The organism is Streptomyces gottesmaniae (genome assembly GCF_031845845.1).
In the GTDB taxonomy this organism is placed as follows: Bacteria; Actinomycetota; Actinomycetes; order Streptomycetales; family Streptomycetaceae; genus Streptomyces; species Streptomyces akebiae.
Window position 1 is genome coordinate 69,660 of record NZ_JAVRFJ010000010.1, and the last position, 22,588, is coordinate 92,247.

The window sequence follows — 22,588 nt, forward strand, 5'->3', positions numbered from 1 at the left end:
GGTGTGACAGGGCCCCCCACGTTCTGCTCGTCCTGGGCACAGACTTGCAACAGGTGGCCTGCCACACTGGGCGCATGGCACGTGAGCAGCAGGGCGGCAGCGACGGCAGTGAACTGGGACGCTTCCTGCGCGCCCACCGCACCCGGGTGACCCCGGAGGAAGCGGGGGTGCCGATCGGGCCCGGCCTGCGCCGCACCCCCGGCCTGCGCCGCGAGGAGCTGGCCACCCTGGCGGGAGTCAGCATCGACTACTACTCGCGCCTGGAACGCGGCAAGGAGACCAACCCCAGCCCTTCCGTCGTCGACGCCCTCGCCCGTGCCCTGCGACTGGACAAGGCCGAGCACGAGCACCTGCGCGACCTCGTCGCCTGCGCCGCGCGCAGCACCGTGGCGGAGCCCCCGGGCGAGGCGGGCCGGTCCGTACGCTCCGGTGTGCACTTGCTCCTGGACAACCTGCGGCCCTGCCCGGCGTACGTGGTCAGCCGGACGATGGACATCATCGCCTGCAACCCGAGCGGGCTGCGGCTGTTCGCGGGCATGGGCGACTGGCCCGAGAGCCAGCGGAATGTGGTGCGCTACGTCTTCCTCCATCCGCAGGCGCAGACACTCTTCAGTGACTGGGACGAGCAGATCCGCGCCTGTGTGGGCCGCCTGCGTGCCCTGGCCGGCGTCGAGCCGGACGCGCCGGACCTGGCCAAGCTGGTCGGTGAACTGCACTCCAAGAGCGAGGAGTTCACCGATCTGTGGGAGCGCTACGACGTGCGCTGGCACACCCACGGCAGCAAGACCTTCCACCACCCCGAAGTCGGTGACATCACGCCCGGCTACCAGTCGATGCAGCTCGAGGGAACGCCCGGCCAGCGGTTCATCGCCTACTTCGCCGAACCGGGCACCCCTGACCACGACAGGCTGGTCCTGCTCGACATGGCCGTGGCCGAGAAGTCGCCGACGTCCTCGTAGCGGGCCCGTGTTCAGCGAGTGCGGCGGCCGAAGGTGTCGAGCCGGATGTTCTCCGGGTCGGGGCCGCTGCGCAGTCCGGTGTCGAGGGCGTCGATCGCGGTGACCTCTTCCGGGGTGAGGGAGAAGTCGAAGACGTCGAAGTTCTCCGCGATGCGGTGGGCCTTGACCGACTTCGGGATCGCACACAGGCCGTGCTCGATGTGCCAGCGCAGCACCACCTGGGCCGCCGTCTTGCCGTACTTGGCGGCGAGATCGGTGACGACCGGCTCCTCCAGGGCGCTTCGGCCGCCGTTCGGGGCGTGTTGCCAGTAGCGGGTGATGCCGCCGATCGGCGACCACGCCTGGGTGGTGATGCCCAGCTTCTCGTGCACCTCGCGCAGTTCGCGCTGGATGAAGTACGGGTGCAGCTCGACCTGGTTGACGGCGGGCACCACCTCGGTGCTGTCCATGAGCGTGCGCAGCAGCCCGGGTGTGTGGTTGGAGACGCCGATCGCTCGCACCCGTCCGTCGGCCAGCAGCTTCTCGGCGGCCTTGTACGCGACCACCCACGGCTCCGGCTCCAGCGGGACCGGCTGGTGCAGAAGGTACAGGTCCAGGTACTCCAGGCCGAGGTTGGCGAGGCTGGTGTCGAAGGCGCGCAGGGCGGAGTCGTAGCCGTAGTCGTCCAGCCACAGCTTGGTGGTGACGAAGACGTCGTCGCGGTCGACGCCGGAGCGGCGGATGCCCTCGCCGACCTCCTTCTCGTTGCCGTAGGCGGCTGCGGTGTCGATCAGGCGGTAGCCGTCCTTGAGGGCGGCCTCGACGGCCGGGACGGTCTGCTCCGGCGGGCTCTGGTAGACGCCGAGGCCGAGGGCGGGCATCTCGACGCCGTTGTTGAGCTTCAGCAGGGGTGCGGGTGTGGTCATGATGTTCCTTCGGTGCGGGTGGTTCACGGCTGGACGAGGACCTTCAGCGCTGTCCGGTCGGCCATCGCGCGGTAGCCGTCGGGGATGCCATCGATGCTGACGGTGTGGTTGAAGACCCGGCCCGGCTCGACCGAGCCGTCGAGGATGTCGGGCAGCAGTTCCTCGATGTAGGCGCGGGCGGGGGCGGCGCCGCCGGTGACGGTGATGTTGCCCATCATGGCGTCGAAGCCCAGCGGGATGGAGGTGTACTGGGCGACGCCGAGGCGGCTGACGACGCCGCCGTGGCGGACGATGCCGAGCGCGTTGGCCATGGTTTGTTCCGTGCCGACAGCCTCGACGACCGCGTGGGTGCCGTCGCCGCCGGTCAGCTCCCTCACGCGCTCGACGCCTTCTTCGCCGCGCTCGGGGACGACATCGGTGGCGCCGAAGTCCCGGCCGAGGTCGGTGCGGTCCTTGTGGCGGCCCATGAGGATGATTTGCTCGGCCCCGAGCCGCTTGGCGGCCAGCACCGCGCACAGTCCGACCGCGCCGTCACCGATCACGGTGACGGACTTGCCGGGGCCGACCCGGGAGGTGACCACACCGTGGTGGCCGGTGCAGTACACGTCGGACAGGGTGAGCAGGGAGGGCAGGAGCGCGGAGTCCTCGCCGACGGGCAGCTTGACCAGCGTGCCGTCGGCCTGCGGGACGCGCATGGCTTCGCCCTGACCGCCGTCCACGCCGTTCATGGCGTAGAAGCCGCCGTTGCGGCAGGAGGTCGGCAGGCCCTCGCGGCAGAAGTCACAGGTGTTGTCCGACCAGACGAAGGGGGCGACCACCAGATCACCGCGCTTGAGGCCGGACACCTCCGAGCCGATGTCCTCGACCACGCCGAGGAACTCGTGGCCCATCCGCGTGCCCTCCTCGGAGGGTTCCATCTGGGCGTACGGCCACAGGTCGCTGCCGCAGACGCAGGAGCGGACGACGCGGACCACGGCGTCGGTCGGGTTCTGGATCTTGGGGTCGGGGACGTTCTCCACGCGGACGTCACCGGCGCCGTACATCACTGCTGCTCGCATGATCTTTCCTCTTTCGATGGCGAGTTGACGGCGTATCAGGTGGATGGGGTCAGAAGTAGCGGCCGCCCGTCGGCACGGGCAGGGCGTCCAGCTCGGCGAGGTCGGCCGCGGTCAGCTCGACGTCCGCCGCGCCGGCGTTGTCGAGCAGGTACTTCGGGGTCTTGGTGCCGGGGATGGGGATGACGTACTCGCCCTGGGCGATCACCCAGGCCAGCGCGACCTGCGCCGGAGTCGCACCGAGGCGCCCGGCGATCTGCTTGACCGTGTCGGCGATGGCGAGGTTCTGATCGAGGGCGTCCTGCTGGAAGCGGGCCAGGTCACGGCGGAAGTCGTCCTTGGGCAGGTCGTCGTACGAGGTGAACCGGCCGGTGAGGAAGCCTTTGCCGAGGGGTGAGTACGGCACGAAGGCGATGTCCTGTTCCTTGCAGTACGGCAGCACCTCCTCCATCCAGTCCCGCGTCCACAGCGACAGCTCGGACTGCACCGCCGTGACCGGGTGGACGGACTGGGCCCGCCTGATCTGCTCGACACTCACCTCGGACAGGCCGATCGCGCGGGCCTTGCCCGCCTCCACCGCCTGCGCCAGCGCGCCGACGCTCTCCTCGATCGGCACCTCGGGGTCGACGCGGTGCAGGTAGTACAGGTCGACGTGGTCGGTGCCCAGGCGGCGCAGGCTGTCGTCGATGGAACGGCGGATGTGGTCGGGGTCGCCGTTCGGCGTCGAACGCGGGGAACCCGCCGTGCCCTGGTGGACCATGCCGACCTTGGTGGCCAGCACCGCCCGCTCACGACGGCCGCCGACCAGGGCGCGGCCGACCAGCTCCTCGTTGGTGTACGGCCCGTACACGTCGGCCGTGTCGAGGAACGTCACCCCGAGATCGAGGGCCTGGTGGATCACCGCGACGGACGCGTCCTCGTCCCGTCCGCTGCTCATGTCGTAGCCGTACGACATGCCCATGCAGCCCAGGCCGACGACACCGACCTCGGGTCCCTTGCTGCCGAGCGTGGTGGTGCGCATGTGTCCTTTCCTCCTGGGGAGATCAGTGGGGAGTTCAGCGGGTGCTGCTGCGCGGCTGGGTGTATTCGGCGTCGCTGACCTTCTCCAGCCAGGTCGTCTCCGGTGTGCCGTCGCCGCGGCCCTCCCACAGCGCGAGGTGTTCCATGAAGGTGTCCGGTGCGGCGCCGTGCCAGTGCTCCTCGCCGGGCGGGGTGTAGACGGTGTCGCCGGGGCGGGCCTCGATGACGGTGCCGTCGCGGGCACCGATCAGGGCGATGCCGGAGACAATGTGCAGGGTCTGGCCGAGGGTGTGGGAGTGCCAGTCGGTACGGGCGCAGGGCGCGAACCGGACCAGGTTGAGCCGGGCCCGGGAGGGCTCCTGGCCGGCGTAGACGACGTCCCACCACACGTCGCCGGTGAACCAGTCGGCCGGGGCCTTGCTGGTGGGCTGTCGCTTGAGGATCTCCACGGTGCTGTTCCTTGCTGCCGTCCGTCAGTCGGTCATTCCGTCAGTCGGTGCCGGGGGTCCGCGTCTCGACGATCTCCTTGAGCTGGGTGATCGCGCTCATGGCGGTGGGCCAGCCGGCGTAGAAGGCGAGGTGGTTGATGGCCTCGACCAGTTCGTCCTTGGTCAGCCCGTTGTCGAGTGCGCGAAGCAGATGGGCGTCGAGCTGTTCCGTGCGGTAGAGCGCCGCGAGCGCGGCGACGGTGACCAGGCTGCGGTCGCGAGGGGAGAGGCCGGGGCGCTCCCAGACGTCCGCGAACAGGACGTCGTCGGTCAGTTCGACGAGCTTCGGCGCGAAGTCGCCGATCAGTTTCTGGGCGGGAGTCGGTTCCTCCGCCATGGGTGGTGCTCCTTTGATGACCGTGCTCTCGGCGGGCCCGGGTCAGTTGTGGTCGATCATGTCCATGTGGTCCTTGCCGAGGCGGTCACCGACGGCCGGGGTGAGCCGGTCGAGCCTGCTCAGCACGGCAGCGGGCAGCTCGATACCGTGGGCCGCGGTGTTCTCCTCGACGTGGGCCACACGCCGGGTGCCGGGGATCGGGACGATGTCGTCGCCCTGGGCGATCAGCCACGCCAGGCACAGCTGCCCCGGCGTGACGCCGACCTCGTCAGCGATCGCCTTGACCTCATCGGCGACGCGCAGGTTCTGCCGGAAGAGCTCGGGGTCGTTGAAGCGGGGCATCGTCGCGCGCAGGTCGATCTCGGGGTCGAACCAGTCGGTCGTACGGAAGCCGCCTGCGAGGAAGCCGTGGCCGAGCGGGGCCCACGGCACGAAGCCGATGCCCAGCTCGCGCGTGACGGGGAAGATCTCCTGCTCCGGCTCGCGGAACCACAGGGAGTACTCGGTCTGCACGGCGGCGAGGGGGTGGGTGGCGTGGGCGCGGCGGATGGTGCCGGGGCCGGCCTCGGACAGGCCGAGCGCACGGACCTTGCCCTCGGTGACCAGTTCGGCCATGGCACCGACGGTCTCCTCGATCGGCACGGTGGGGTCGACGCGGTGCTGGTAGAGCAGGTCGACGTAGTCGGTGCCCAGTCGCTTGAGGGAGCCCTCCACCGCGAGCTTCACGTTCTCCGGGCTGCTGTCGAGACCGGCGTCACGCCCCGTGTGCGAGACGAAACCGAACTTCGTCGCCAGAACGACCTGGTCACGGCGGTCCTTCAGAGCCTTGCCCACCAGCTCCTCGTTGAGGAACGGGCCGTACGCCTCGGCCGTGTCGATGAGGGTGACGCCCAGGTCGAGGGCTCGGTGGATGGCGCGGATGCCTTCCTCGTTGTCCGCGTTGGCGCCCGTGTAGAGGGCGTTGATCGGCATGGCTCCCATGCCGATCCGGGAGACGTCCAGGCTGCCCAGCTTGGTGTGCTTCATGGTGTGCTCCGTGTGGCGGGTGCCCGCCGGGTCGGTCTCGCCGGTACGGGAGATCACAGGAAATGGATCTTCAACTTCCTCCAGAGTGACGGTCACGGGCGCCCGGTGGCAGGCCGCGCTGTGCCGGGGAGTGGCGTTCCGGGGTGTGACAGGGCCCCCCACGCATATGCCATAGCGGCCATGGGGCCAGCAGACTGAACGGTATGAAGAGTGAGCAGCACAACGGCACCGAGCTGGGACGCTTCCTGCGTGCCCACCGGGCCCGGGTGACGCCCGAGGACGTCGGCCTGGCAGCGGGCTCCGGGGTGCGTCGTACGCCTGGGCTGCGCCGTGAGGAGCTGGCCACCCTGGCCGGTATCAGCATCGATTACTACAGCCGTCTGGAGCGCGGCAAGGAAACCCGGCCGAGCCCGTCCGTCGTGGACGCGCTGGCCCGTGCCCTGCAGCTGGGAGAGGAGGAGCACGAGCACCTGCGCAGTCTCGCGACCGTAGCCGCACTCCCCCACTCTCGGCTTCGCTCGAGCGAGGGGGCACCCCCAGCCGCGCCCAGCCGTACAGTGCGGCCCGGCTTGAAGCTCCTGCTGGAGAACCTGCGCCCCGGCCCGGCCTACGTGGTCAGCCGCAGCAACGACATCCTGGCAACCAACCCCGCGGGGCTTCGGCTGCTGGCGGGGATCGAGGAGTGGCCGGCGAAGCAACGCAACATCGCGCGCTACGTCTTCCTGCACCCCGCCGCGCGCGACCTGTTCGAGGACTGGCACCACCAGGTCCGCGGCTGCGTGGCGCGCCTGCGGGCACTGGCCGGCACCGACCCCGACGCCCCCGACCTGGCCCAGCTCGTGGGCGAACTCCTGCTCAAGAGCCCGGACTTCGCGCGCCTGTGGGAGCGCTACGACGTCAAGAGCCGCGCCCAGGGCCGCAAGACCTTCCACCACCCCGAGGTCGGCGACCTCACCCTCGGCTATCAGTCCCTCCTCCTGGAAGGCACACCCGGCCACCGTCTGATCGCCTATTACGCCGAACCCGCCACCCCGGAGCACGACGCCATGGCCCTGTTGGACCTGCTCGGCCAGGAGCCGGCCACCCGCACGGCACCACGCGACACCTCCTCGGACGCCGCCTCCTCTGCGTCCTGAGAGAAACGCTGTGAGGGAGGGCGCCGGCGATCACTGTGGGGGGCCCTGTCGCTCCCCCGAACGGCGCTCCACGGCACAGCGCGGCCTGCCATCTTGGTCCGCCCTTCCGCAGGCTGGACTCAGGTGCCGCAGGAGCGGTTGGCACGGCTCAGAGGTCCTGTCACCACCTGCGTGGCCTGCGGCTTCACCCGGAACGGCGCCAGGCAAGGGTTCCGGCGCCGGTCAGCCGCCATGAAGGCTCAAGGGAAACGTGGAGTCATGAGCAGGAATACGCAAGAAGTAGTCGTCGTCATCGGCTCCGGCAGCATCGGCCTCGCGATCGCACGCCGTGTCGGGCCCGGGCGGACCGTTCTGCTCGCCGACCACAGTGAGCAGGCGGCCACCGCCGCCGCCGAACGACTGAGCGGCGAGGGGTACGACGTGACGACCCGCGTCACCGATGTCTTCGAGCAGGGTGCGGTCGAGGCGCTCGCCGACGCGGCCGCCGCTCTCGGGCCGGTGACCCAGGTGGTGCACACCGCCGGTGTCTCACCCACTCAGGCCACCATCGAGCGGATCCTGCACGTCGACCTGCTGGGCACCGCGTTCGTCCTGGACGCGTTCGCCCGGGTCATCGCTCCCGGCGGCGCCGGCCTCGTGATCGCCAGCATGGCCGGGCACCGGGAGAGCCCCTACGCGCCGGAGATCGAGCACGCGCTGGCCACCACCGAGACCTCACAGCTGCTCGCGCTGCCTTTCCTCCAGCCCGACCAGGTGGGTACCACCGTCCACGCCTACGCGCTCTCCAAGCGGGCCAACTCGCTGCGGGTGCAGACCGCCGCCGTGGCTTGGGGCAAGCGCGGAGCTCGCGTCAACGCCGTCAGCCCCGGCGTCATCATCACGCCACTGGCGCTGGACGAACTGTCCGGACCCCGCGGCGAGTGGTTCGAACAGGTCCGCAAGGTGTCGGCGGCCGGACGCTTCGGCACCCCCGACGAGGTCGCCGACGCAGCCGCCTTCCTCCTCGGCCGCCAGGCCGGCTTCATCACCGGCGCGGACCTCCTCATGGACGGCGGCGTGACCGCCGCACTGCGCGCCGGGGAACTGACGATCCCCTGACCGGAGGACCAGGAGCCCGGAAAGGGCTCCTTCCTCTCACCCATCTCTCCGCGCAGGATGCGGAGGACCCCACACCACACACATCATCAGCTCAGCAGGCGGAGGAATCATGACGACCGCACCCATGACCGTACTGGTGGTCGGCGCGACGGGCAGCATCGGGCGGCTCGTCGTGGCCGAGTCGATCGCCCGCGGGTACACCACCCGCGCACTGGTACGTGACACCGCCAAAGCCGGCCGGCAGCTCCCCGGCGAGGCACAGATCGCCGTCGCCGACGTCACCCGGCCCGAGACTCTGTCCAAGGCCGTCGCCGACGTCGACGCCATCGTGCTGACCCTCGGATCCGACGGCACGGCCCACTCCTCGCCCGAGAGCGTCGACTACGCCGGAGTCCGCAACATCCTGGCGGCTCTGGACGGGCAGCGGCCCCGTATCGCGCTGATGACCTCCATCGGTCTCACCTCACGCAATCCCATCTACGGCCACCTGCTCGACTGGAAGCGCCGCTCCGAGCGCCTGGTCCGCGCCAGCGGCCTCCCGTACACGATCGTGCGGCCGGGCTGGTTCGACATGAACGGCCCCGACCAGCACCGCCCCGTATTCCTCCAGGGGGATGCGCGGCGCTCCAGCAGTCCCGCCGACGGCGTCATCTCCCGCGCGCAGATCGCCCAGGTCCTGGTGGCGGCCCTCACCGCCCCCGAGGCGGAGCGCCGCACCTTCGAACTGGTCGCGGAACAGGGCCCGGCCCCCAGCGACATGGGCCCGCTGTTCGCCGCACTGGACCAGGACGCGCCCGGCACTCTGGACGCCGCCCGGGACGAGGCCAACATGCCGCTGGAGAAGGAGCCGCAGCGAGTCCGCGACGACCTCGAAGCCATCAGGGCACTCGCCAGCGCCTGAGAGCCCGCTGCCGGGCACAGCGAGAACTTCAGCCCCTGGCACCGCCGGGATTCCTCGGTGAGAGAGGCTGTTCGGCGTGCCGGAACGGAGGGCTGACACCGATGTGCCCGCCCTGGTGGGCCGTCAGGACACCCGGAGCAGCAGGATCCGGTCGTCACTGTCCTCCAGCGAGCCCTTGCCGTCCGTGTTGCTGGTGACCAGCCACAGCCTGTCGCCGCCCGCCGCCACGACCGTGCGCAGCCTGCCGTACGAGCCCTCCAGCGCGGCTGACGGCTCGCCCGCGACCCTGGAGCCGTCCAGCGGGATGCGCCACAGGCGCTCGCCCCGCAGGCTCGCCATCCAGATGGCGCCCTCGGCGTAGGCGATGCCGCTGGGTGAGGCCTCGGCGGGAGTCCACTGCGCCACTGGATTGGTGAAGCCCGCCCGGTCGCTCGTGCCCTCGACCTCCGGCCAGCCGTAGTTGCGGCCGGGCCGGATCAGGTTCAGCTCGTCCCAGGTGTCCTGGCCGAACTCCGACGCCCACAGCTGCCCGTCGTCGTCGAAGGCCAGGCCCTGCGGGTTGCGGTGGCCGGAGGAGTACACGAGCGAGTCGGGCTCGGGGTTGCCGCGAGCGGGCCGGCCCTCGGGGGTCATGCGCAGGATCTTGCCCCCGAGCGAGTCCCGGTCCTGGGCGATCGGCTGGTCCCACGTCTCGCCGGTGCCGGCGTAGAGCATGCCGTCCGGGCCGAAGGCGATCCGGCCGCCGTTGTGGTACGTCCCGGTGGGGATTGACTCCAACACCGTCTCCGGACGGCCCAGTTGCTCGCCTTGTGGGCGCGAGGTGTCGTAGCGCATGCGGACGATGCGGTTGTCCGAGGCGGTCGTGAGGTAGGCGTACACCAGGCGGTCGGAGGCGAAGTCCGGGGAGACGGCGAGCCCGAGGAGGCCGCCCTCGCCCGGCAGGTCCTGCGCTCCCTGCACGGTGCCGGCCTCGGTCTTCCGGCCGTTGTCCGCGTCGACACGGGTGATCGTGCCGTCGTCTCGGGAGGAGACCAGCAGGTCGCCGTCCGGCAAGGGGGCCAGGCCCCACGGGGTGTTCAGTTCCTGCGTCACGGTCCGCAGGACTCGCACGCGCGAGGAGCCCGAGCCCGCGTTGTCCGTGCCGGCGGACGAAGCGGGCTCGTCCTCGCCGCCCGAACTCCCCGATGTGCAGCCCGCGAGCATCAGTACGGCGGCGGCGCAGGCCGCGGCCCAGGGCGTTTTCGGAGTGGGACGGGGCACGGCGGGGTTCCTCTCGATGGCGCGGATGGGGGGCGGGGTTCAGGGGTGGTGGGACAGCGGGCTGCCTCCCGACTACGGTTCGGTAGCGCCCAAAGGGGCGCGGGGAACTGCGCGACCGGCCACGACGGCGCCGCAGACGATCGACAGGCCCTCACGCGTTTCCGGCGGAGCCCTTGGCGTCAGCTCTGCGCCCGGCCAACCGGCCACGCCTGCGCGGCCCGCAGCGCCGCGATCACGCCGCCGTCGGCCAGGAGGTCGGACCCGGTGATGAAACCGGCCTGCTGCCCGAGCAGGAAGGCCGCCGCCTCGGCGACGTCGTCGGGGGTGCCGATGCGTCCGGCGGCCGACGTCTCGATCATCTGGCGGTATCCCTCGGCGCCGGGGCCGGACATCTCGTCCTGGGCCAGGGGGGTGGAGATGATGCCGGGGCTGATGCAGTTGATGCGGGCGCCGTGCTTGCCCCACTCGACGGCGGCGGCCTGCACACGCAATGCGTTGCCGCGCTTGGAGAGGGCGTAGGCGACACCGGAGTTGCCCACCTCCTCGGGGGCCAGGAAGGGCAGGGCGAGCAGCTCGGAGACGGGGGTGCTCGCCAGCGCGTGCTCGGTGTCGTACGGGTAGCCGCCCGCCATGTGGCCGGCCATGCTGGAGATGACGACACCGGCGCCGCCGGGCGCGATGACGCGGGCGAACTCGTCGAGGACCAGCGCGGTGCCGAGCAGGTCGACGTGCAGGACCTGCTCTGTGGTGCCCTGTACGGGCGAGACTCCGGCGCTGTGCACGACCTGAGTGACGGGGCCCAGCTCCGCGGCCGTGTCGGCGAGGGCAGCCACCGCGTCGGGCTGGGACACGTCGACGACGTGCGTGGACACGTCGTAGCCCGCGCCGCGAAGCTGCTCAGCGGCGACGCCCAGTGCCTTCTCGCTGTAGTCGGCGAGCAGCACGATGCGGCCGATGCCCACACGACGGGCGATCGCCAGGCCGATGCCGCCCGTACCGATGATGACCGCTACGTCCTTGTCCATCGTCTGTCTCCTGTGATCAAAAAGGGGGGGCAATAAGGGGGCTTTGCCAAGGAAGGGATCTCCTACGAGCATTCAGCCTGCTTCGCGGCGCCGCGATGTGGCAGACCGGGCTGTGCCCTGTAGCGGTGTTCAGTGACCTGCCAGGGCACCTCTCGCGGCAAGGGGCTCGTGGATGGGACCGGTGCCGTGGGAGAGAGGCAGACCGGTGCCGGTGTGGGCATGGGCGATGATCTCCGCGGTGATGGAGACGGCCGTCTCCTCGGGGGTGCGGGCACCGAGGTCCAGGCCGATCGGTGAGTGGAGACGGGCCAGATGCGTCTCCGGTACGCCCACCTCCCGCAGCAGGCCCAGGCGGTGGTCGTGGGTACGCCGCGAGCCCATCGCACCCACATACCCCACGGGCAGGCTCAGGGCCAGGCGCAGGAGCGGTACGTCGAACTTGGCGTCATGGGTGAGCACGCATACGGCGGTACGGGCGTCCACCTCGGTGCCGACCAGGTAGCGGTGCGGCCAGTCGACGACCACCTCGTCGGCGTACGGGAAGCGACCGGGGGTCGCGAAGACGGGACGGGCGTCGCAGACAGTGACCCGGTAGCCGAGGAAGCTCCCGGCCTGGCTGAGCGCGCCCGCGAAGTCGACGGCGCCGAAGATCAGCATGCGGGGGCGGGGCGCGTTGGTGTGAACGAGGAGGGACAGCCGTTCGGGGCAGGTGTCGGCGTCCCCTCCCACCTCGACCAGTCCGGTGCGGCCCGCCCGGAGCAGGGCGCGGGCCTGCGCCGCGACGGCCCTGTCTCGCGCGCCGCCGAGGGTTCCGTCGTACGCGCTGCCGTCGCCGAGAACGCACAGGTTGCGGCCGAGGAGTTCCTCCGGCCCGTCCACCACCTGCGCCACGGCGGCGGGTCGGCCTCGCCGTACCTCGTCGAGGGCGACGGCGAGGTGGGGCTGGTCGACCGGGTCCACCCGCTGCACCAGCACGTCGATCTCGCCACCGCAGGTCAGACCCACGGCGAAGGCGTCGTCGTCGGAGTAGCCGAAGCGGGCCCGTGCGGGGGCGCCGGAGTCGGCCAGGGCCTCGCGGCACAGTTCGTAGACGGCTCCCTCCACGCAGCCTCCGGAGACGCTGCCGACCGCATTGCCGTCCGCGTCCACGGCGAGCGCGGTGCCGGGCGGCAGGGGTGCGCTGCCGCTGACCTGGACGACGGTGGCGAGGGCGAAGGGACGCGTCTCGCGGCACCAGGCGTACAGCGTGTCCGCGATGTTCAGCATGGGGGTCTCCGTGAGGGACGACGGATGGGGGAGGGCCGCCGCCACGCGCCGTGGGGGACGATGATCGCGGCGGCGGCCCTGGTGTCCGGCGGCTGTGCGTGGCAGCCACCGGACGGATCGGGGAGCCCGACGGGGACCCGGCTCACCACTTGGCATTTCCGGCCGCCCGGGGCCTCGTGTCTGAGGTCTCGGCTCAGAGCAACGCCTCCGCGGTGATGGGCAGTTCGCGGATCCGTCGCCCGGTGGCGTGGAACACGGCGTTGGCCACGGCGGGTGCCACGCCGACCTGCACGATCTCACCGAGGCCCTTGACGCCGATGGGGTCGGCTTCGGGGTCCTCGCCGTCGAGGTAGATCGCGCGCAGGTCGGGAACGTCGGCGTTGACCGGGAGGAGGTAGTCGGCCAGGTTGGCGTTCACGATCCGGCCGTCGCGGTGGTCGGTGACCGTGTGCTCCAGGAGAGCCGCGCCGATACCGCCCACCATGGCGCCGAGTGCCTGGCTGTCGGCGAGCTTCGGACTGATGATGCGGCCCGCGTCGTACACGCCGAGCATCCGCCGCACGCGAACCAGCCCCAGCCGGGCGTCGACAGCGACCTCGGCGAACATCGCACCGTAGGCGTACATGGAGAACCGTGCCGGTCCCGATGGCGGGGTGAAGGTCCCGAGCGTCTCCAGGTGGCCGCGGTCATTGCGGGTGAGGAGTTGCTGGTAGGTCTCCCCCTGCGCCGGGTTGTCCTTCATGTGCAGCCGGCCGCCTCGTACGACGACATCGGCGGCGTCGGCACCGTACAGCGGAGAGTCCTCGTCCTCGACGGCGATGCGGATCGCCTGCTGCCGCAGTCTGTCGCAGCCGTCCTGGACGGCGGAGCCGACGCTGGCCATGGTCCGCGAGCCGCCCTGTGCCGGGGCAGGCGGCATGACGGAGTCGCCGAGCCGGAAGGTCACGTTGCGCATCGTCAGGCCGAGGGCGTCCGCGGCGACCTGGGTCATGGAGGTGTACGTGCCGGGGCCCATGTCGCTGGCCGAGCTCTCGATCAGTGCGGTGCCGTTCGCGTCGAGCCGGACCGAAGCCTGGGCGGCGCTGCGTACGACGTCGTAGACGCCGGTGGCCACACCGGTGCCGATCAGCCAGTCGCCGTCGCGGGTGGAGCGGGGCTCGGGGTTGCGGCGGTTCCAGCCGAACTCGCGGACGCCAACGCGGTAGCAGTCGCGCAGGCGTCGGGTGGAGAACGGCAGCCCGCTGGACGGGTCCTCCTCCGGTTCGTTGCGCAGCCTCAACTCAATGGGATCGACGCCCAGTTCGTAGGCGAGTTCGTCCAGCGCCGACTCCATGGGGAAGGCGGCGGTGGCGTAGCCGGGGCCGCGCATCCAGGTGGCCGCGTTCACGTCGAGCGGCACAGAGCGGTGCGTCTGACGGACGTTGGGCGTCGTGTAGAGCATCTGCCCGATGCCCAGGACGGGCTCCATGTGCGTTTCGTAGCGGGAGGTCTCCGACCGCAGTTCGTGGATCACGGCGGTCAGGTGTCCGCGGCGATCACTGCCCAGACGTACCGAGTACTCGTACGCGGGCCGGTAACCCGTGCCGAAGTACTGCTGCCTGCGGGTCAGGACGAGTTTGACCGGGCGGTCCGTCATTCGGGCGGCGAGAGCCGCGATGGTGACGTGCGGCCAGGTCCTCAGCGCGCTGCCGAACGCGCCGCCGACGAACGGCGAGATGACCCGCACCGACTCCCGCGGGATGCCGAAGGCGGCCGCGAGCTGGTTCTGGGTGCCGACCACGTACTGGGTCTTGTCCCACACCGTGAGCTTGTCGCCGTCCCAGCGGGCGACGGTGGCATGGGGCTCCATGGCGTTGTGGTGGTTGCGGGCCAACCGGTAGGTCGTCTCCAGCCGTACGGCGGCGGATCGCAACGCCTCGTCCGCGTCGCCGCGCGCGTAGGTCTCGGGGTCGTCGGCCGGAGGCGCCTCGGTCAGGTCGGTGGAGGGCTGTTCGGCGTCGTAGGTGACCTCGACCAGGCTCGCGGCGTGCTGCGCGGCCTCCAGCGTGGTGGCCACCACGACGGCGACCGGCTGACCGTGGAAGAGGATCCGGTCGTCCTGGAACGCGAGCAGACGCTCGAACGGCGTGTCGAGGTTCGGCAGCTCGGGTGCGTTGAGGTGGCTGATCACCGTCAGTACCGCGGGCTGGGCGAGGGCGGCGCGGGTGTCGATGCCGGTGATCCGCCCGAGGGCAACGGTGCTGTCGACGACGACCGCGTGGACGACGCCCACGGGGTCGTGGTCGGCGGCGTACTTCGCCTGCCCGGTCACCTTCAGCCGTCCGTCCACGCGGGAGAGCGGTGCGCCGACGGCTGCCTGCGGCTGAGGGCTCACTTGGTACCTCCTATGATGCGCAGCTGGTGTTCGACGGTCCGCTGGAGCAACTCGACCTTGGACCGGTTGTGTTGGAGGGGACGGGACCCGTCCGACGCTTCCTCGCCCGCCTCGGCCCACAACGCGTCGGGTCCAGGTGCGGGGAGCCCTCGGGCGGCCGTCCTCACCACGACGCAGGCCGCCCGGGGGCTCGTATCGGGGCTCGGCTCAGAGCAGGGCCTCGGCGGTGATGGGCAGTTCGCGGATCCGGCGCCCGGTGGCGTGGAACACCGCGTTGGCGACGGCCGGTGCCACGCCGACCTGCACGATCTCTCCGAGGCCCTTGACGCCGAGCGGGTCTGCCTCGGTGTCCTCCCCTTCGAGGTAGATCGCCCGCAGGTCGGGGACGTCGGCGTTGACGGGCACGAGATAGTCGGCGAGGTTGGCGTTCACGATCCGGCCGTCGCGGTGGTCGGTGACCGTGTGCTCCAGGAGAGCCGTGCCGATCCCGCCCACCATGGCTCCGAGTGCCTGGCTGTCGGCGAGCTTCGGACTGACGATGCGGCCCGCGTCGTACACGCCGAGCATCCGCCGCACGCGAACCAGACCCAGCCGGGCGTCCACGGCGACCTCGGCGAACGTCGCCGCGTACGCGTGGGTGGAGAACCGTTCCACTTCCTCGCCCGGCGTGTAGGACCCGTTCGCTTCGAGACGGGTGCGGTTGTTGCGGGCCAGGAGCTGACGGTAGGTCTCCCCGCGCGCCGGGTTGTCCTTCACGTGCAGCCGACCGCCGCGTACGACGACATCGTCCGGGTCGGCGCCGTACAGCGGCGATCCCTCGTCCTCGACGGCCAGCTTGATCGCCTGCTGCCGCAGCTTGTCGCAGCCGTCCTGAACGGCGGATCCGACACTGGCCATGGTCTTCGAACCGCCCTGCAGCGGAGCCGGCGGCATGAGGGAATCGCCAAGCCGGAAGGTCACGTTGCGCATGGTCAGGCCGAGGGCGTCGGCGGCAACCTGGGTCATCGAGGTGTACGTACCCGGACCCATGTCACTGGCCGCGGACTGCACCAGCGCGGTGCCGTCGGCGTCCAGCCGGACCGAGGCCTCGGCCGGGTCCCGTCGGGTGTGGTAGGCGCCGGCGGCCATGCCCATGCCGATCAGCAAGTCGCCGTCGCGCGTGGAGCGCGGCCGGGGGTTACGGCGGTTCCAGCCGAACTCGCGGGCGCCGGTGGCGAGGCACTCGCGCAGCCGTCGGGTGGAGAACGGCAGCCCGTCGGACGGGTCCTCCTCCGGTTCGTTGCGCAGGCGCAGCTCGATCGGGTCGACGCCCACCTCGTACGCGAGCTCGTCCATCGCGGACTCGACGGCGTAGGAGGCGGTGGCGTAGCCGGGGCCGCGCATCCACGTCGGGGTGTTCACGTCCAGGGGCACGGACCGGTGCGTCATGCGGACGTTGGGCGTGTTGTAGAGCATCTGCCCGAGCGTCAGGATGGGCTCTCCGTGCGTCTCGTAACGCGAGGTCTCCGACCTCAGGTCATGGATCATCGCGGTCACGCGCCCGCGCCCGTCGCTGCCCACCCGTACCTGGTACTCGTACGTCGGTCGGTAGCCCACGTGGAAGTAGAGCTGCTCACGGGTCAGCGCGAGCTTCACCGGGCGTCCCGTCTCGCGGGCGGCGACGGCCGCGATGGTGGTCTGCGGCCAGACCCGTGACGCGTTGCCGAACGCGCCGCCGACGAACGGCGAGATGACACGCACCGAGTTCTGCGGGATGCCGAACACGGCAGCGAGTTCGTTCCGGGCGCCCTGCACCCACTGGGTCTTGTCCCAGACGGTGAGCCGGTCGCCGTCCCAGCGGGCGACGGTGGCGTGCGGCTCCATCGCGTTGTGGTGATTGCGGGCGAGCCGGTACGTCGCCTCCATGCGTACGGCCGCGGAGTCCAGCGCCGCCTCCGCGTCGCCCCGGGCGTAGTTCAGGGGCTCGCCACCGGCCGGGCTGCCGCTCATGTCGGTCGTGGGCTGCCGCGAGTCGTACTCGACCTCCACCAGGTCCGCGGCGTGCTGCGCGACCTCCAGGGTGGTGGCCACCACCACGGCGACCGGCTGACCGTGGAAGAGGATCCGGTCGTCCTGGAAGGCGCGCAGCCGCCTGCCGGGCGGGTTGTATCCCCCGGGGTTGTCGCGGTACTCAAGCGTGGGTGCGTTGAGGTGGCTGATCACCGTCAGTACGCCGGGCTGGGCGAGGGCGGCACGGGTGTCGATGCCGGTGATCCGTCCCAGGGCGATGGTGCTGTCGACGACGACCGCGTGCACGACGCCCTCGGGGTCGAAGTCGGCGGCGTACTGTGCCTTGCCGGTGACCTTGAGTTGTCCGTCCACCCGGGAGAGCGGGGCGCCGACGGCTGCCTGCGGCTGCGGGCTCATTTGCTCTCTCCTACGATGCGCAGCTGGCGCTCGACTGTTCGCCGGAGCAACTCGACCTTGAACCGGTTGTGTTGGAGGGGCCGGGCCCCGCCCGGCGCCTCCCCGGCCGCCTCGGCCCACAGCGCGTTGGAGGGGCGCTCGCCGATGAGGCGGCGCTCGACGGCGGGCAGCTTCCAGGGCACGGTGCCCACACCACCGGCGGCCACCTTCGCCTCGCGGATCACGCCACCACGGATGTGCAGGGCGACGGCGGCCGAGGTGAGGGCGAACTCGTACGACTGCCGGTCCCGGACCTTCAGGTAACCGGACCTGAGCGGACGCGGAAGGGCCGGTATCTCGACGGCGGTGATCAACTCCCCCTGCCGCAGGGCCTGTTCGCGGTTCGGGGTACTGCCGGGCCGCAGGAGGAAGTCCGCGAAGAGGACAGTGCGCTCGCTTCCGTCCGGACCCAGCAGACGCACGCGCGCCTCCAGCGCGGCAAAGGCCACGGCGACGTCGGAGGGATGCGTTGCCACGCAGTCGTCTGAGGTGCCGAGGATTGCGTGGGTGCGGTTGAAGCCTTCGCGCGCGGCGCAACCAGAGCCAGGGTCGCGCTTGTTGCAGTCGGCGCTCACGTCCCGGAAGTACGTGCACCGGGTGCGCTGCATGATGTTGCCGCCGATGGTGGCCATGGTGCGTAGCTGGGCGGAGGCGCTCAGCTCCAGAGCCTGCGAGATGACCGGGAAGGTGGTGCGCACCTTGGGGTGGGCGGCGGCGTCCGTCATCCGTACGAGAGCGCCGATGCGCAGGCCGCCGCGCTCGGTGACGGTAATGTCCCGCAGCGGCAGGTCGCTGATGTCGACCAAGGTGTCGGGGCGCTCGACGGTCTCACGCATCAGGTCGACCAGGGTGGTGCCGCCGGCGATGTAACGCCCGCCGCGACGCCCGGCGTTGAGTGCCTCACGGGTGTCGGAGGCCTTGGTGTAGGAGAAGGGGTACATGGGGGCCGGGCCTCATTTCCCGTGGGCGACCTGGTCGACCGCCTTGACGATCTTGACGTAACAGCCGCATCGGCAGATGTTGCCGCTCATCCACTCCCGGATCTCCTCGGCGGAGTCCGTGTGGCCTTCTTCGATACAGCCGACGCCGGACATGATCTGGCCGGGGGTGCAGAACCCGCACTGGAAAGCGTCCTGTTCGACGAACGCCGCCTGCAGCGGGTGCAGCCGGTCACCGTTGGCGAGTCCCTCGATCGTGGTGACCTCGGCGCCCTCCAGACGCACCGCCAGCGTCAGACAGGAGTTGACCCGCTGTCCGTCGACCAGGACCGTGCAAGCCCCGCAGGCACCCGCGTTGCAGCCCTTCTTGGAACCGGTCAGCCCGAGGTGCTCACGCAGCAGGTCCAGCAGTGAGGTCCGGTTGTCGATCGTGAGCGTGCGCCGCTCGCCGTTGACGGTCAACGAGAGTCGGCCGCTGGGCGGGGCCTCGGCGGCCGGCGAGTCCTGGTCGGTCAGCGCCGATCCCGCGGCCAGGCCACCCGCCGCGACCACACCACCGACGGCGGCTGTCGTCGCGATGAAGGTGCGCCGGGTGGGCACCGGCGCGGGTCCTTCGGTCAGTTCGGGGGGTGTGTCCGGGAGTTCGGTGGTCATACGCACTCTCTCGCTTTGTGGGGATGCGGCGGAGGATCGGTTGTCTCGGGTTGATACGCCACGACCGTCCGGCGACGCTGTGCGGTATGGGCGCAGGACGCCCGTCCGTCGACACCCGGCGGGCATGGGTCGTCGCCGGAGGCCCTCCGCGAAGGCCCATTGTGGGGAGGGCCCTCGGCGTTCCGACAGTGAGCCGAGATGCGGGACAGGCCGCGGTTACGGCTGTGATCTCGGCGCAGGATCCAGCCTGTGCCGGGTGACGGAGAGCCGCCAGGGAGTACTTTGCGTACGACTCCCGTGCCTATGTCTGGCAGTAGCAGCCAGTTCAAGCCAATGCTTTAGGCGATGGCGTGCTTGATGTTCTGGGTTCGCCCGTTCGCCGGTTCGCTATTGCGCGGACGACGTCGACGGCTTTGAGGCCTTCTCCTGCGCGGCCTTGTCGAGGAGGACCATCGCGTCGTACTCAGGGGTGTCGGGCTCGGCGTAGAAGACGACCAGGTGCTGGCTGTTGGTGCCGTTCAGCGTCAAGCCCTGGTAGCCGAGGGTGAGTTCACCGACGTCGGGATGGTGGTACGTGTGGCGGCCGCTGGTGTTGCCCTTGACGTCGTAGCGGTCCCACATGCGGGCGAACTCCGGGCTCTTGCTCAGGAGTTCGTCGACGATGAGCGCGAGGTCGGGGGCGTCCGGCTCGATGCCGGCCAGCCCGCGCAGCCATGCGACGGCGCTGCGGACCGCGCCGTCCCAGTCGGCGAACAGGCTGCGGGCGGCGGGGTGGAGGAAGACGTAGCGCGCGAGGTTGCGCTGCTCCCCCAGCCAGTCCTCGATCCCGGCGAACAGGTGCAGTCCGCCGGGGTTGGCGGCGAGCAGTTCGAAGGTGCGGCCGACGACGTACGCGGGATTGGGCCGCAGGCTCTCCAGAATCAACCCGGTGCCCGGAGGTACGGACCGGCTCGGCACCGTCGTCGGCGCGGCCACGTTCCCGTCGGCGCTCGCCGCGAGCTCTCGCAGGTGCTTGTGCTCGGCCTCCCCCAGGCGCAGAGCGCGGGCGATGGCGTCGATCACGGACGGGCTGGGACGGGTCTCGGTCCCGCGCTCCAGACGGGCGTAGTAGTCGATGCTGATGCCGGCGAGAGTGGCCAGTTCCTCACGGCGCAGCCCCGGGGTGCGGCGCAATCCGGAGGAGGCCGGCAGGCCGACGTCGCCGGGCGTCACCCGGCTGCGGCGGGCCCGCAGAAAGCGTCCCAGCTCGGTGCCGCCGCTACCGCCACTGTGCTGCTCACGTGCCATGTCTTCCAGTGTGGCAGCCCCGTGACCCGTGTGCCGATGCACACGACGTCGAAGGGTGCCCTGTCACAGCACTGAACACCGCTGCCTGGCACAACCCGGCCTGCCATCTTGCGCGTGCAGGCGGCACGCTGAGGGCACGCGGATGGTCCCAGGTCCGCGGCGTGCGAGCGTGGCCAGTGGCCGACGGGGTGACGATCCCCGAGTACCTGCGCGCCCGCTTGCCGATCGTGACGGCGCTGCTCATCGTGACCTCGGCAGCCGCCCACCTGCGGCGAGGACCACATCCGTACCTACGAAGGAGACCCCGATGGCGACGGCATGGACGAACGACGAACTCGACAGGGTCGGGTCGGCGGAGGAACTGGTGATCGCGTCCGTGCGCCGAGACGGTGTGCTGAGCAAGCCGCGGACCATCTGGGTCGTCCGCGTGGGTGACGGGATCTACGTCCGTTCGGTGTACGGCCCCACCTCCGACTGGTTCCGCACCACGCGTTCGCGTCAGGAGGGTCACATCCGGGCAGGCGGCGTGGACAAGGACGTCTCTTTCCTCGACGCCGACCACGACATCAATGATCAGGTGGACGCCGCCTACCGCAGCAAGTACGGGCACTACGCCGCGGAGATCATCGAGGCCATCACGAGCCCCAAGGCGTCCACCACGACGATGCGGCTCGTGCCGCGCTGAGCCCGGCCTCCGGAACGAGCCGCACCCGACACCCCGACCCGAGAACCGTCCCGCGCACCGCGCCGGGGCTTCCTGCGGCCTCCCGCCGCGCACTCGCACCACCTGTCCAGGAGATGAAACGTGCTCGGTCTCGAACTCGTCGTGGTCCTGTGCGCGACCGTGCTCGTGTGCCAGGTCGCGGGAGACCGGCTCCGTATCGCGCCGCCGGTCCTGCTGCTGGCTGCGGGGGCACTGCTGGGATTCGTCCCGGCACTACGCGAAGTGCACCTGCCGCCGGAGGCGATGCTGCTGCTGTTCCTCCCGGCGCTCCTGTACTGGGAGAGCCTGACCACCTCCCTGCGCGGGATCCGGCAGGACCTGCGCGGCATCATGCTGATGAGTACCGCGCTGGTCATCCTCACCGCCTGGGCCGTAGCAGCGGTCGCGCACGCCCTGGGGCTTCCCTGGGGGCCGGCCTGGGTACTCGGTGCGGCCGTCGCACCCACCGACGCGACGACGGTCGGAGTCCTCGCCCGCATGCTGCCCCGCCGCAGCATCACCCTGCTGCGCGCCGAAAGTCTGATCAACGACGGCACGGCCCTGGTCGTCTACGGACTCGCCGTCGGCATCACCGTCGGCGAGGAGCACTTCAGCGTGCCGCACGTCGGCTGGCTCTTCCTCCTGGCCTACGTCGGCGGGGCCGCGGCCGGAGCCGTGACCGCCTGGCTCGGCATCCAGCTGCGCCGCCGCCTGGACGACCCCCTGCTGGGGAACGTGGTCACGATTGGTACGCCTTTCACCGCGTTCCTCCTCGCCGAGGAGATCGAGGCCTCCGGAGTCCTGGCCGTCGTGGTGGCCGGGCTGATCATGAGCCAGGTCGGCCCGCGCCTGCTCGGGGCGGCGACGCGGCGGCAGGGGCAGGCGTTCTGGTCTCTGTCCACGTTTCTGCTCAACGCCTCCCTGTTCGTGCTCGTCGGCCTGGAGGCACAGTCCGCCGTCCGCGACCTGACCAGCGACGACCTCACCCACGCCCTGATCACTGTCGGGGTCGTGTCGGTGGTGCTCGTCGCCGTCCGCTTCACCTTCCAGTTCGCCGCCGTGTACCTCATCCGCCTACTGGACCGCCGCCCACAACAGCGGCTGCGCCGTATGAGCCACCGGGCCCGGGTGGTCGGCGGAGTCACCGGCTTCCGGGGCGCGGTGTCACTGGCCGTGGCGCTGTCGGTACCGGAGACCCTCGACTCGGGCGCCCCCTTCCCCGACCGCGATGTGATCGTCTTCGTCACCTCCGGGGTCATCATGCTGACCCTGGTGGTGCAGGGCCTGCTCCTGCCGCGCGTCGTCCGCTGGGCCCGACTTCCCCACGACGCCTCGGCCGAGGAGGAGCGTTCCCTCGCCGAGACCACCGCCGCCGAGGAAGCCCTCAAGGCGCTGCCGGAGGTGGCCGCCGGTCTCGGCACCGCCCCTGAGGTCGCCGAATGGACGCGCCACGAGTACGAGACCCACCTGCGCGTCGTACGCGCCGACGACGATGCCGACGACGCCGTGGTCCTGCGCCACAAGGAGGACTACACCGCGCTGAGCCTCGCCCTCCTCGCCCGCAAACGCGCCACCGTCGTCAGACTCCGCGACGAGAACCACATCGACGACACCGTGCTGCGCCAAGTGCAGGCTTACCTCGACATCGAGGAAGTACGCCTGTCCGGGGCCGAGTTGAGCGACTGACGCGCCCCCGACCTTTCCTGTTCCA

20 protein-coding genes and 1 pseudogene are annotated in these 22,588 nt (G+C 70.7%); 6 read left to right on the top strand and 15 right to left on the bottom strand.

All coding sequences use genetic code 11. The annotated features are described in order from the left end of the window. Positions 1-74: 74 nt before the first annotated feature. Positions 75-959, top strand: coding sequence for a helix-turn-helix transcriptional regulator (locus RM704_RS13595; protein WP_033531042.1), 885 nt, complete (start codon positions 75-77; stop codon positions 957-959). A gap of 11 nt (positions 960-970) precedes the next feature. On the opposite strand, the gene RM704_RS13600 is transcribed toward RM704_RS13595, so the two are convergent. From RM704_RS13600 to RM704_RS13625, 6 genes are read right to left on the bottom strand one after another with little or no spacing between them, the layout of a single operon-like run. Continuing rightward, positions 971-1,864 carry an aldo/keto reductase gene (locus tag RM704_RS13600; protein ID WP_033531041.1) on the bottom strand — a complete coding sequence of 298 codons (894 nt, stop codon included), beginning with the start codon at positions 1,862-1,864 and terminating at the stop codon, positions 971-973. Between the two features lie 23 nt (positions 1,865-1,887). Beyond that, positions 1,888-2,922: a zinc-binding dehydrogenase gene (locus RM704_RS13605; RefSeq protein ID WP_033531040.1), complete on the bottom strand. Its 1,035-nt coding sequence runs from the start codon at positions 2,920-2,922 to the stop codon at positions 1,888-1,890. Positions 2,923-2,971: 49 nt separating this feature from the next. After that, positions 2,972-3,940 carry an aldo/keto reductase gene (locus RM704_RS13610; protein WP_033531039.1) on the bottom strand — a complete coding sequence of 323 codons (969 nt, stop codon included), beginning with the start codon at positions 3,938-3,940 and terminating at the stop codon, positions 2,972-2,974. A gap of 34 nt (positions 3,941-3,974) precedes the next feature. Beyond that, positions 3,975-4,388, bottom strand: a complete 414-nt coding sequence (locus RM704_RS13615; protein ID WP_033531038.1) for a (R)-mandelonitrile lyase — start codon at positions 4,386-4,388, stop codon at positions 3,975-3,977. A 40-nt stretch (positions 4,389-4,428) separates the two neighbouring features. Next, positions 4,429-4,764, bottom strand: coding sequence for a carboxymuconolactone decarboxylase family protein (locus RM704_RS13620; protein WP_033531037.1), 336 nt, complete (start codon positions 4,762-4,764; stop codon positions 4,429-4,431). A 42-nt stretch (positions 4,765-4,806) separates the two neighbouring features. Further along, positions 4,807-5,790, bottom strand: a complete 984-nt coding sequence (locus RM704_RS13625; RefSeq protein WP_033531136.1) for an aldo/keto reductase — start codon at positions 5,788-5,790, stop codon at positions 4,807-4,809. A gap of 203 nt (positions 5,791-5,993) precedes the next feature. Here RM704_RS13625 and RM704_RS13630 point away from each other — a divergent pair, with 203 nt between their 5' ends. From RM704_RS13630 to RM704_RS13640, 3 genes are all read left to right on the top strand, one after another. Next, positions 5,994-6,926: a helix-turn-helix transcriptional regulator gene (locus RM704_RS13630; protein ID WP_033531036.1), complete on the top strand. Its 933-nt coding sequence runs from the start codon at positions 5,994-5,996 to the stop codon at positions 6,924-6,926. A gap of 258 nt (positions 6,927-7,184) precedes the next feature. Then, positions 7,185-8,024 (top strand): SDR family oxidoreductase, encoded by an 840-nt coding sequence (locus tag RM704_RS13635; protein ID WP_033531035.1) that lies wholly within the window; start codon positions 7,185-7,187, stop codon positions 8,022-8,024. A 109-nt stretch (positions 8,025-8,133) separates the two neighbouring features. Further along, positions 8,134-8,925: an SDR family oxidoreductase gene (locus RM704_RS13640; protein WP_033531034.1), complete on the top strand. Its 792-nt coding sequence runs from the start codon at positions 8,134-8,136 to the stop codon at positions 8,923-8,925. A 123-nt stretch (positions 8,926-9,048) separates the two neighbouring features. On the opposite strand, the gene RM704_RS13645 is transcribed toward RM704_RS13640, so the two are convergent. From RM704_RS13645 to RM704_RS13685, 9 genes and pseudogenes are all read right to left on the bottom strand, one after another. Then, the gene (locus tag RM704_RS13645) at positions 9,049-10,128 is read right to left on the bottom strand and encodes a PQQ-dependent sugar dehydrogenase (protein ID WP_033531135.1); all 1,080 of its coding nucleotides are present in this window, start codon (positions 10,126-10,128) and stop codon (positions 9,049-9,051) included. Between the two features lie 236 nt (positions 10,129-10,364). Continuing rightward, a complete protein-coding gene (locus RM704_RS13650) occupies positions 10,365-11,210 on the bottom strand; it encodes an SDR family oxidoreductase (protein WP_033531033.1) in 846 nt (281 codons plus the stop codon). Positions 11,211-11,339: 129 nt separating this feature from the next. After that, complete coding sequence (locus RM704_RS13655; protein WP_033531032.1) at positions 11,340-12,476, bottom strand: XdhC family protein; 1,137 nt, start codon at positions 12,474-12,476, stop codon at positions 11,340-11,342. A gap of 193 nt (positions 12,477-12,669) precedes the next feature. Further along, complete coding sequence (locus RM704_RS13660) at positions 12,670-14,850, bottom strand: xanthine dehydrogenase family protein molybdopterin-binding subunit (RefSeq protein ID WP_033531031.1); 2,181 nt, start codon at positions 14,848-14,850, stop codon at positions 12,670-12,672. Then, positions 14,847-14,978 (bottom strand): annotated as a pseudogene (locus tag RM704_RS13665) (FAD binding domain-containing protein); the annotation flags it as partial. The pseudogene RM704_RS13665 and the gene RM704_RS13660, both read right to left, overlap by 4 nt. 79 nt (positions 14,979-15,057) lie before the next feature. Further along, positions 15,058-17,256, bottom strand: coding sequence for a xanthine dehydrogenase family protein molybdopterin-binding subunit (locus RM704_RS13670; protein ID WP_033531030.1), 2,199 nt, complete (start codon positions 17,254-17,256; stop codon positions 15,058-15,060). Next, positions 17,253-18,236 (bottom strand): FAD binding domain-containing protein, encoded by a 984-nt coding sequence (locus RM704_RS13675; protein WP_033531029.1) that lies wholly within the window; start codon positions 18,234-18,236, stop codon positions 17,253-17,255. Before RM704_RS13675 ends, RM704_RS13670 begins: the two co-directional genes overlap by 4 nt. A gap of 12 nt (positions 18,237-18,248) precedes the next feature. Beyond that, positions 18,249-18,887 carry a (2Fe-2S)-binding protein gene (locus RM704_RS13680; RefSeq protein ID WP_033531028.1) on the bottom strand — a complete coding sequence of 213 codons (639 nt, stop codon included), beginning with the start codon at positions 18,885-18,887 and terminating at the stop codon, positions 18,249-18,251. A 387-nt stretch (positions 18,888-19,274) separates the two neighbouring features. Beyond that, positions 19,275-20,174, bottom strand: coding sequence for a helix-turn-helix transcriptional regulator (locus RM704_RS13685; RefSeq protein ID WP_033531027.1), 900 nt, complete (start codon positions 20,172-20,174; stop codon positions 19,275-19,277). A 307-nt stretch (positions 20,175-20,481) separates the two neighbouring features. On the opposite strand from RM704_RS13685, the gene RM704_RS13690 reads away from it, so the two are divergent. Together RM704_RS13690 and RM704_RS13695 are read left to right on the top strand one after the other, a co-directional pair. Next, positions 20,482-20,859: a DUF2255 family protein gene (locus RM704_RS13690; protein WP_033531026.1), complete on the top strand. Its 378-nt coding sequence runs from the start codon at positions 20,482-20,484 to the stop codon at positions 20,857-20,859. 120 nt (positions 20,860-20,979) lie between these two features. Further along, entirely contained in the window at positions 20,980-22,563 is a 1,584-nt protein-coding gene (locus RM704_RS13695; protein ID WP_033531025.1) for a Na+/H+ antiporter, read from the top strand. Positions 22,564-22,588 lie beyond the last annotated feature (25 nt).